Genomic DNA, 10549 nt, shown 5'->3' on the forward strand with positions numbered 1-10549 from the left:
GCCGGAACCAGCCTCATTTGCGGCTGGAGACGGATTTAGCGTATTCTGGATCTTCGGTGCTTACGCCAACACTTGGGTTATGACCCCACGGCGTTGAGGCACAGCGAGAAACCAGGCTTTTAGTGAGTCGGTTCCGCACGCAAATTTTGTTATAAACGTCGAGAGAAGTGAGTTCCCAAGTGGTGTACGCGATTGTCCGCGCAGGCGGCCGCCAAGAGAAGGTTTCCGTTGGAGACTTCGTTACCCTGAACCGCGTCGCCGGTGGAGCCGGCAGCACCATTGAGCTGCCCGCACTGCTCCTGGTTGACGGTGACAAGGTCACCTCCGCAGCGAAGGACCTGGCCAAGGTAACTGTTACGGCTGAAATCCTCCAGGACCTGCGTGGTCCTAAGATTGTCATCCAGAAGTTCAAGAACAAGACCGGTTACAAGAAGCGCCAGGGTCACCGCCAGGAATTGACCAAGGTCAAGATCACCGGCATCAAGTAACCACCGGTTACTGTTCAGGTATTTCAACAGATTCCCCAGAATTTAGAGGCAGGCATTTCAGATGGCACATAAAAAGGGCGCGAGCTCCACTCGCAACGGCCGCGATTCCAACGCTCAGTACCTCGGCGTCAAGCGCTTCGGCGGCCAGGTCGTTTCGGCAGGCGAGATCATCGTCCGCCAGCGTGGCACCCACTTCCACCCGGGCGCCGGCGTAGGCCGCGGCGGTGACGACACCCTGTTCGCACTGACCCCGGGCGCCGTTGAATTCGGTACCCGCCGCGGACGTCGCGTGGTCAACATCGTTGCTGCTGCAGCCGCAGAGTAACAACCAGTCTTGAAGCGGTGGAGCGGGCCTGAGGGCCCGCTCCACTGTTCTTTTAACCGCATTACAATCGTTGTGGCGTCCCCGGGCGCCGCGTAAACAGCATTCTGAGGAGATCCCCGTGGCCAGCTTTGTAGACCGGGTAGTACTGCACGTATCCGGCGGAACCGGCGGCCATGGATGCGTTTCCGTCCACCGTGAGAAGTTCAAGCCCCTCGGCGGCCCCGACGGCGGCAACGGTGGCAACGGCGGCGACGTGATCCTCCGGGTGGACCACCAGACCACCACCCTCCTCGATTACCACCACGCCCCGCACCGGCACGCCAGCAACGGAGGCCCCGGCATGGGCGACTGGCGCGGCGGCAAGAACGGCGAAACCCTGGTCCTTCCCGTTCCGGACGGCACCGTCGTCAAGTCAAAGGACGGCACCGTGCTGGCGGACCTCGTAGGGGAGGGCACCGAGTACATTGCCGCAGCCGGCGGACTGGGCGGCCTGGGCAACGCTGCGTTGTCCTCGCAGAAGCGGCGCGCACCGGGCTTCGCCCTGCTGGGAATCGAAGGCGACTCCCGCGATGTGGTCCTGGAACTGAAATCCATCGCGGACATCGCCCTGGTGGGCTTCCCGTCCGCGGGCAAGTCCAGCCTGATTGCCGCAATGTCAGCGGCCCGGCCCAAGATTGCCGATTACCCCTTCACTACCTTGATCCCCAACTTGGGCGTGGTGCAGGCAGGCGATGTCCGCTTCACCATCGCCGACGTCCCCGGCCTGATCGAAGGCGCCAGCGAAGGCAAGGGCCTGGGCCACAACTTCCTGCGCCACGTTGAGCGCTGCGCCGCCCTGGTCCATGTGCTTGACTGCGGCACCCTCGAATCCGACCGCGATCCGCTTTCGGACCTCGCCATCATCGAGGGCGAACTCGAAAAGTACGCGGTGGACATGAGCTATGCGGGTTCCGACGGCCAGGTGGTTCCGCTCAACCATCGCCCCCGCCTTGTCGCCCTAAACAAAGTGGACCTGCCCGATGGCAAGGATATGGCCGAATTCGTGCGCCCGGAACTGGAATCGCGCGGATACCGTGTCTTCGAGGTCTCCGCCACCAGCCACGAGGGCCTCCGCCAGCTCGGCTTCGCCATGGCGGAGATCGTCCAAGCCGCGCGCGACGCCGTTGCCGCCGAGCCGCCCAAGGTCCAGCCCGTCGTGCTGCGGCCGCGTGCCGTCAACGAAACCGGCTTCAAGATCCGCCGTGAGGAAAAGAACCTGGAGCCGCTGTTCCGGGTCCTCGGCGAGAAGCCCGAGCGCTGGGTCAAGCAGACGGACTTCACCAACGAGGAAGCCATCGGCTACCTTGCCGACAGGCTGGCCAAGCTCGGCGTGGAAACAGAACTGTTCAAGCAGGGCGCCAAGCCGGGGGACACCGTGGTCATTGGCGGGGACGACGGCGTCGTCTTCGACTGGGAGCCCACCATGATGGCGGGCGCCGAACTCCTGGCCTCGCCCCGTGGCACGGACGTCAGGTTCGCTGATATTGGCGACCGGCCCACGCGCGGCCAGAAGCGTGAGGAGCAGCAGGAACGCCGCGACGCCAAGGCTGCCGCCCGCGCCGAACTCGAGGCCGAACGCAAGGCCGGTATTTGGACCGAGTCCGTCAGCGCACGCCGTGCTGCCCAGTCCGTCAAGGACAGCGGAATGGAAGCGGACGATGACCTCTAGGGTCGTGGACGCGGCGCCCGTTGCGGGCTCCGCGGACAGAAGCCTGCTGGCAGGTGCCCGCCGCATCGTGGTGAAAGTGGGGTCCTCCTCACTCACCAGCATCAAGGGCGGCATTTCCGAGGAGTCGCTCACCGCACTGGCCGATGCCCTGGCCGCCAAGCGCAACGCGGGAGCCGAGATCATCCTGGTCTCCTCCGGCGCCATCGCCGCCGGGCTGGCCCCGCTGGGACTGGCCAAGCGTCCCCGCGACCTGGCCACCCAGCAGGCCGCGGCCAGCGTTGGCCAAGGCCTCCTCATGGCCCGGTACACGCAGGCGTTCGGCGCCCATGGCGTCACCGTCAGCCAGGTCCTGCTCACGGCAGAGGACCTGATGCGGCGCAGCCAGCACACCAACGCCCTCCGCGCCATGGACCGGCTGCTCAGCCTCGGGGTGGTGCCCGTCGTCAACGAGAACGACACCGTGGCCACACACGAAATCCGCTTCGGCGACAATGACCGGCTCGCCGCCCTGGTGGCGCACCTGGTGCGCGCCGACGCGCTCGTGCTGCTGTCCGACGTCGACGCCCTCTACGACGGGCCGCCCGCCCACGGTGCCAAGCGCATCCCCCTGGTCACGGGCGCACACGACCTCGAGGGTGTGTCCATCGGCAAAGCAGGCAAGGCCGGAGTGGGCACCGGCGGAATGATGACCAAGGTGGAAGCGGCCGGCATGGCCGCAAGCTCGGGAATCCACGCCCTGGTGACCTCCACGCCCAACGCGGCCGCGGCCCTGAACGGCGAAGACGTCGGCACCTGGTTCTCCGTGAACGGCTCGCGCAAGCCCGTGCGCCTGCTGTGGCTGGCCCACGTCGCTTCCGTCCAGGGCCGCCTGGTCCTGGACGACGGCGCAGTACGGGCGGTACGCCACCACCACACCTCGCTGCTGCCGGCGGGCATCTCCGCCGTGCACGGCGACTTCGAAGCGGGCGACGCCGTCGAACTGGCCGGCGCCGATGGCACCGTTGTTGCCAGGGGACTGGTCAACTACTCATCCCACGAGCTGCCGAACATGCTCGGACGCTCCACCCGGGAGCTGGGCGAGGAACTCGGCAGCGGCTATGACCGCGAAGTTGTTCATGTAGATGACCTGGTGCTGGTCTAAGCAGCCGGCTCGCCTAAACTTGGACCATGACTGAAGCCCTGACCCACGCCGCTGAAACTACCGGAACCACTGCTGCCCATGCGCAGCCGGGTCCGGCGGCAGGACAGGCAGCAGGCGTGCCGGCCTCCGCAACAGATGTTGAAAGTGCAGTCCACGCCATCGCGGACCGCTCCCGCCGCGCCGCCCGCAGCATGGCCACCGCCAACCGGGCATGGAAGGACCGCGGCCTCCGCGCTGTTGGCGAGGCCCTGCGGGAGAATGCGCAGGCCATCCTGGCCGCCAACGCCATGGACGTCCGGCGCGGCAAGGACAATGGCACCTCCAAGGCGCTCCTGGACCGGCTCACCCTCACCGAAAGCCGCATTGACGGCCTGGTCGCTGCGCTCGAGAACCTGGCCAACCTCCCGGACCCCGTAGGCAACGTGGTGCGCGGCCAAACCCTTCCCAACGGACTGCGCCTGCGCCAGGTCAACGTGCCCATGGGCGTGGTGGCAGCGATCTACGAGGCACGCCCCAACGTCACCGTGGACATCGCCGGGCTGGCGCTCAAGAGCGGCAACGCCGTGATCCTGCGCGGCGGCAGTGCAGCAGAAGCCACCAACCAGGTCCTGGTGCGGGTACTGCGCGAAGCCCTCGAATCGGTGGGCCTGCCGGCCGACGCCGTCCAGACTGTCGACCAGTTCGGCCGCGCCGGCGCCAACGTCCTGATGAAGGCCCGCGGCAGGGTCGATGTCCTGATTCCCCGCGGCGGCCGGGACCTTATCCAGACGGTCGTGACCAATTCTGCAGTACCGGTCATCGAGACGGGTGAGGGAAACGTCCATATCTTCCTGGACGAATCCGCGGACGAGTCCATGGCGGTGGAGATCCTGCTCAACGCCAAGACCCAGCGGCCAAGCGTCTGCAACACCGTGGAAACCCTGCTGGTCCACTCCGGCACCACCGTGTTCCCCGCCGTTGCAACGGCCCTTCGAAACGCGGGGGTCCGACTGCACGTTGACCAGCGGATCAGCGCTGCGTTGCCCGCCGGGCTCGAGGCGGAGCCGGCCACAGATGCGGACTGGGCCACGGAATACATGGACCTGGACCTTGCCGTGGCCATGGTGGACAGCCTTGACGAAGCCATCCAGCACATCCGCACGTGGTCCACGGGGCACACGGAAGCGATCCTCACCAACAGCCTTGCCAACGCGGAGCGTTTCATCGCGGAGGTGGATTCAGCGGCGGTAATCGTCAACGCCTCCACCCGCTTTACCGACGGCGGCGAACTCGGCCTCGGTGCGGAAGTGGGGATCTCCACTCAGAAGCTGCACGCCCGCGGTCCTATGGGCCTGACCGAGCTGACCACCACGAAGTGGATTGTCCAAGGCGAAGGCCAAGTCCGCGGGTAGCAACGCGGTAACATAGACCAGAACCTTAGAAAGCGGCGGAAGGTTCCGCTGCCTGAAAATCCTTGAACATAGGGGAGAAAATGCTGCTCCAGCAGATCGTCACGTCCATCGCCGCCGCAGGCGACGCAGCCCATGAAGAGCCTGCACCGCTGCTGGCACAGCCGTGGGTCTTCGGAGTGTCAATGTTCGCCCTCCTGGTGGTCCTGCTGTTCGTCGCCTGGTCCTACAACAACTTGGGCAACCGGCACGCAGCTACCGACGAGCACGCGGATCCGCATCGCCAGCACCCGAACAAGCACGATCGCGGGCAGGGCCACTAACATTCCGCGCAACCTGCACCGCAATGGTGCCCGGGGAAGGCTGCGGCTTGGTGTCATGGGCGGGACATTCGATCCAATCCACCATGGGCACTTGGTGGCAGCCAGCGAAGTCGCGGCCGAATTCGACCTCGACGAGGTTGTCTTCGTCCCCACCGGGCAGCCATGGCAAAAGTCCCAGAAACAGGTCAGTGAGCCTGAACACCGCTACCTGATGACCGTGATCGCCACGGCCTCCAATCCGCGCTTTACCGTCAGCAGGGTTGACGTGGACCGGCCAGGTCCCACGTACACCATCGACACCCTGCGCGATCTTCGGGCCCAGCGGCCGGATGCCGACTTGTTCTTCATCACGGGTGCTGACGCCCTGGCGCAGATCCTGTCCTGGAAGGACATTGACGAGCTCTGGTCGCTGGCACACTTCGTGGGAGTTACCCGCCCGGGACACGTCCTTGACGGGATGGGCCGCAAGGACGTCAGCCTCCTGGAAGTCCCTGCCATGGCAATCTCGTCCACCGATTGCCGGGCCCGCGTGGCAGCGAACCATCCGGTCTGGTACCTGGTCCCGGACGGGGTGGTGCAATACATCGCCAAGTACGATCTTTACGCCGATCCGCCGGCAGGCGCGGACGAACCACTTTCCGAAGCACGCGAACCAGCCAGTACTGAATGAGTTCTCAATGAGTCAGGAACAGCCTCCTATCCGCAGCCGCCGGGAACTCCGGAAGGCCAGGGACGCCCAACAGGGAACCCCGGCCACCACGGAACAAGTCCCGCCTGCCGCGAATCGGCCGGCCGCCGGGGCACCCGAACCTGCCAGCCAGGAACCTGCCACCCAGGATCCTGTACCCAGCCCTGCCTTGCCCTCAACTGCCGAGACCGCCGCGCGTCCGCAGTCCGTACCAGGCCAGGGCGCCCCCCAGCGCTCATCGCAGATCCGTGCCCGCGACCGCGCCGCCCTCCGCACCATCAAGGAGCTCGAGGAGAAGGAAGGGCAGCTGTCCGCCGGCGGGCCGCCCACCCGACGACAATTGCGGCTGCAGCAGCTCAAGGAGCAGGCCCTGACGCAGGCGAACCCGGTGGTTCCACCCGCAGCAGGCCCAAGCGCCCCGCCGGCCACCCGGACTCCCGCGCCCGCGGCCAAGCCCGACGCCGGAAAGGACGCCGCGACGGCGGACACCACCACCCCTGGGACTACGGGAAGCCCGAACCAGGCGCCGGACGGTATGACGGTGGAGCAGGCTCTGGAAGCGCGCGCGCTCATCGCCGCGCAGGCGCGGAACCAGATCGCCAAAATGGAGCACATTGCCTCCCAGGACCCCGAAGCAGTGGATCCGGCAATCCTGGCCGAACAGATCGCGTTGGCCGAGCGGGCTGCGGTCATGAACCGGCGGGCGATGGCCCGGCAGAAACTCGCCGAACAGGCGGGGGGCCAGGCCGCGGTCCCCGCACCTCCCGCACCGGACGCGGGCTCCCGGGACAACGCCGGCCCGTCCACCGCCAGCAACCTTGCCATGGTCACGCCGCTTGAGTTCGTCCAGGTGCCCGGCGTCGAGCGCCCGGTGATGAAAGCGCCGGCAACTTCGCATGTCCCGGTCACCACCCGGCCCGGCACCAAGGTCCAGGGTCCCGGCAAACGCCGCCCCGCAGCGCGCACCAAAACAGCCCCCGCCGATTCCGGTACCGGCCGGTCCCAGGTAATCGCGAGGGCCGAAGCGGCCGCCAAGGCGGCCAGCCGGCCCAAACCGGCAACGGGTGCCGAAGCCCAGTCTGAAGACCTGTTCGAGGACCTTCCCCGGGTGCCGGCCAGGTCCGCCTATGGCCTTGATCCACTGGACGCCGCAACGGCGGGGCTCACCAGGGCGCGGCGTAACCGCGTCCTCCAGTTCTGCGTCCTCGCGTTCGGGATCCTGGCACTCGTTGCCGGCATCATCCTGATCGTCACCGGCATGTCCCGCTGACCCAAACAGCGGCATCGAACACTTAACCCAAACAAGGAGTCCCGTGACTGCAACAGAATCGTCCATCGCCATGGCCCGTACGGCCGCCAAGGCTGCCGCTGACAAGATAGCCCACGACATCGTGGCCCTGGACGTGAGCGAACGGCTGGCCCTGGCCGACGTCTTCCTCATTGCCTCCGCGCCCAGCGAACGCCAGGTCAACGCCATTGTTGACGGCATCGAGGAAGAACTCGCCAAGCAGGACCTCCGCCCGGTGCGCCGTGAGGGCCGGTCCGGCGGCCGGTGGGTACTCCTGGATTACTCGGACATCGTCATCCACGTCCAGCACGAGGAAGACCGCGTGTTCTACGCCCTCGAACGGCTCTGGAAGGACTGCCCTGTGGTGGACTTGCAGCTGGCCGAGGACGTCCCGGCCCAGGCCGGCGCGGTGTCCGACGGCGAGTAGCCGCACCCGGCTCCGCGAATATTCCCGATTTGGAATTTTCGGAATTGCTGTTCTAAGATATTTGAGTTGCTTCGGGGGAGACCCGGAAGGAAGCTTCTCGGAGCGGCAACATTCCGGGGCTGTGGCGCAGCTGGTAGCGCACCTGCATGGCATGCAGGGGGTCAGGGGTTCGAGTCCCCTCAGCTCCACCGGTAGATCCGCCGGAACCATCATGGTTCCGGCGGATTTTTTGTTTGCGCTGCGTTCGCGGCCGTGCACTGGCGCAGGTTCCGGCGGCAGCCGGTGGAGGCCAGCGGGACCGTAGACACCCGATTGGCGTCCAGCGCAAAAGTGCATTACTCTGGTCAGGTTGCTCCGGGGAATTTGGCCGGAAGGAACACTTCGTACGGGGCTGTGGCGCAGCTGGTAGCGCACCTGCATGGCATGCAGGGGGTCAGGGGTTCGAGTCCCCTCAGCTCCACCGTGCAAAGCTTGGAAAAGGGGAACCATCACTTGGTGATGGTTCCCCTTTTTCGTTGCGTCCGGAATCGGAGCAGACCCCATGCCAAACTCTTCCCGCGCAGGTCAAACGGGGGTACAACTGTTCATGGAGGGCACACGGTCCCGCCGCTGGGCCGGACTAACCCGGAGCTCAGCTTCGGGACGTCGCTGACGAGGAGGTCGCAGATGTCCCATGCAGGTGATTCCGGCTACGGCGCGAATGGTGAAGCGTTTCCCCACGGAACGCCACTTTCCCGTGATACGGCCATCCGCGGGCCGGCCCGGCCGGCCCCGTACATTGGTGCGGGCGTACTGCTGGCGGCCGCGATTCTGCTCCCGCTGATGCCGCAGCTGTACTCATTCGATGCCCCCCGGCTGGGCGGCATGCCGTTCTTCTACTGGTACCAGCTGGCCTGGGTCCCGGTTTCAGCGGTGCTGACCGGCACAGCCTACTGGCTGGTCAACAGGGAAGACCGACGACGCCGTGCCGAGGCACGAGCGGGCGGCGCCCCGAAGGTGGGCGGCACCTCCGCCGGGGCCGGGCTGGGAGGGGACCGGCCATGAACGGACGCGAAATCAACTGGACCGCCCTGATCATTGTGGTGTTGCTGTTTGTGGTCGTGGCGGTGATGGGGTTCCTCGCCGCCAAGTGGCGGCGTGGATCCGAGGTGGAGGGCCTGCACAGCCTCGACGAGTGGGGACTGGGCGGTCGCGGCTTCGGAACCTGGATCACCTGGTTCCTGCTGGGCGGAGACCTCTACACCGCCTACACCTTCGTAGCAGTCCCGGCGGCGATGTGGGCCACGGGCGCGGTCAGCGGCTTCTTCGCCGTCCCCTACACCATCGTCCTCTACCCGATCATTTTCATCATCATGAGCCGGCTGTGGTCGGTCTCCCACCGCCACGGCTATGTCACCTCCGCGGACTTCGTGGGCGGCCGGTACGGCAGCCGCTGGCTCTCCCTGGCCGTGGCCGTGACCGGAATCGTAGCCACCATGCCCTACATCGCACTGCAGCTGGTCGGTATCAAGGCGGTCCTGACGGTCTTGGGCCTGGGAAGCTCCGGCAACGTACTGTTGACCGACCTGCCGCTGATCCTGGCCTTCGTGGTCCTCGCCGCGTACACGTACACCTCGGGCCTGCGGGCACCGGCCATGATCGCGGTGGTGAAGGACCTGCTGATCTACCTCGCCGTCATCGTGGCAGTCATCTACCTGCCCATCAAGTTCGGCGGCTGGGACACGATCTTCAACTCCGCGCAGGCCAAGCTGGGCACTGTCAGCCAGGCCACGGGCAAGCCGGCCGGCGCCTTCATCCCCGGCGCCGCCAACTACTCCGCGTACTGGTCACTGGCGCTTGGGTCGGCCATGGCACTGTTCATGTACCCGCACTCGGTGACGGCCGTGCTTGCCTCGAAGGCGCGGAACACCATCCGCCGCAACGCCGCGATCCTGCCGCTGTACTCGCTGATGCTCGGTTTCCTGGCGCTGCTGGGATTCGTTGCCATCCAGGCCGGCACCAAGCCCATCGACCTGGATGGATCGGTCAACCCGCAACTGGTGGTTCCACAGCTTTTCCTTGACCACTTCCCGGCCTGGTTCGCCGGAATCGCGCTGGCCGCCATCGCCATTGGCGCCCTGGTGCCGGCAGCAATCATGTCCATCGCGGCCGCGAACATGTTCACGCGCAACATCTACCGCGACTTCATCCGGCCCGACGTCGATGCCAGGACCGAGGCGAAAGTATCCAAGATCGTCTCCCTGGTGGTGAAGGTGGGCGCCCTGGTTTTTGTCATCGCGATGGACCAGTCCGCTGCCATCAACATGCAGCTGCTGGGCGGCATCTGGATCCTGCAGACGTTCCCGGCCGTGGTGGCCGGCCTGTACACCCGCTGGTTTGACCGGTGGGCCCTGCTGGCCGGCTGGGCGGTGGGCATCGTCTTCGGAACCGTTTCCGCCTACAACGTGGTCAATCCGGTCACGAAGGCGCATTTTGGCGGCTCGGTGGCCGCCATCCCGGGGACGGACTTCAGCGTGTACATCGCCGTGTCAGCGTTCGCGCTCAACCTGGTGGTCGCCGTCGTCCTGACCGTGGTGTTGCGGGCGCTGAAGGTCCGGACAGGGGAGGACCTGACCCGGCCGACGGACTACGCCGCGGACGAAACGGATCCGAAAGTGGTACAGATCGAGCAAACCCAGCATTACACCCAGCCGGGCGGCCCTTCGCCGGTCGCCTAGCTGTACTGAGTCAGGACGTTGGTTACATCGTGAATAGGTGAAGACCTCTTAGGTTG

The 10549-nt window shown here is 66.0% G+C and carries 11 protein-coding genes and 2 tRNA genes; all 13 read left to right on the forward strand.

What is annotated here, in order from left to right:
* Positions 1–179 precede the first annotated feature (179 nt).
* The 13 genes from rplU (at position 180) to mctP (ending at position 10493) form a co-directional block, all read left to right on the forward strand.
* Positions 180–488, forward strand: coding sequence for a 50S ribosomal protein L21 (gene rplU / locus QRN53_RS04515; RefSeq protein WP_018761567.1), 309 nt, complete (start codon positions 180–182; stop codon positions 486–488).
* 61 nt (positions 489–549) lie between these two features.
* A complete protein-coding gene (rpmA, locus tag QRN53_RS04520) occupies positions 550–813 on the forward strand; it encodes a 50S ribosomal protein L27 (protein WP_009372867.1) in 264 nt (87 codons plus the stop codon).
* A 118-nt stretch (positions 814–931) separates the two neighbouring features.
* The gene (gene obgE, locus QRN53_RS04525; RefSeq protein WP_285242826.1) at positions 932–2521 is read left to right on the forward strand and encodes a GTPase ObgE; all 1590 of its coding nucleotides are present in this window, start codon (positions 932–934) and stop codon (positions 2519–2521) included.
* Positions 2511–3662: a glutamate 5-kinase gene (gene proB, locus QRN53_RS04530; RefSeq protein ID WP_285242827.1), complete on the forward strand. Its 1152-nt coding sequence runs from the start codon at positions 2511–2513 to the stop codon at positions 3660–3662. Before obgE ends, proB begins: the two co-directional genes overlap by 11 nt.
* 26 nt (positions 3663–3688) lie before the next feature.
* Complete coding sequence (locus QRN53_RS04535; RefSeq protein ID WP_285242828.1) at positions 3689–5053, forward strand: glutamate-5-semialdehyde dehydrogenase; 1365 nt, start codon at positions 3689–3691, stop codon at positions 5051–5053.
* Between the two features lie 80 nt (positions 5054–5133).
* Positions 5134–5373, forward strand: a complete 240-nt coding sequence (locus QRN53_RS04540) for a hypothetical protein (RefSeq protein ID WP_285242829.1) — start codon at positions 5134–5136, stop codon at positions 5371–5373.
* Between the two features lie 40 nt (positions 5374–5413).
* Complete coding sequence (nadD, locus tag QRN53_RS04545; RefSeq protein WP_285242838.1) at positions 5414–6043, forward strand: nicotinate-nucleotide adenylyltransferase; 630 nt, start codon at positions 5414–5416, stop codon at positions 6041–6043.
* A gap of 7 nt (positions 6044–6050) precedes the next feature.
* Positions 6051–7331 (forward strand): hypothetical protein, encoded by a 1281-nt coding sequence (locus QRN53_RS04550; protein WP_285242830.1) that lies wholly within the window; start codon positions 6051–6053, stop codon positions 7329–7331.
* Positions 7332–7374: 43 nt separating this feature from the next.
* On the forward strand, positions 7375–7776 hold the full coding sequence (rsfS, locus tag QRN53_RS04555) for a ribosome silencing factor (RefSeq protein ID WP_285242831.1): 402 nt from the start codon (positions 7375–7377) through the stop codon (positions 7774–7776).
* Positions 7777–7891: 115 nt separating this feature from the next.
* A tRNA-Ala gene (locus tag QRN53_RS04560) sits at positions 7892–7964 on the forward strand.
* A gap of 199 nt (positions 7965–8163) precedes the next feature.
* Positions 8164–8236 (forward strand) — tRNA-Ala (locus tag QRN53_RS04565).
* Positions 8237–8442: 206 nt separating this feature from the next.
* On the forward strand, positions 8443–8820 hold the full coding sequence (locus QRN53_RS04570) for a DUF3311 domain-containing protein (RefSeq protein WP_285242832.1): 378 nt from the start codon (positions 8443–8445) through the stop codon (positions 8818–8820).
* Positions 8817–10493 (forward strand): monocarboxylate uptake permease MctP, encoded by a 1677-nt coding sequence (mctP, locus tag QRN53_RS04575; protein WP_285242833.1) that lies wholly within the window; start codon positions 8817–8819, stop codon positions 10491–10493. Before QRN53_RS04570 ends, mctP begins: the two co-directional genes overlap by 4 nt.
* Positions 10494–10549: the final 56 nt, after the last annotated feature.

The organism is Pseudarthrobacter sp. fls2-241-R2A-127, from assembly GCF_030209355.1.
Lineage (GTDB): Bacteria > Actinomycetota > Actinomycetes > Actinomycetales > Micrococcaceae > Arthrobacter.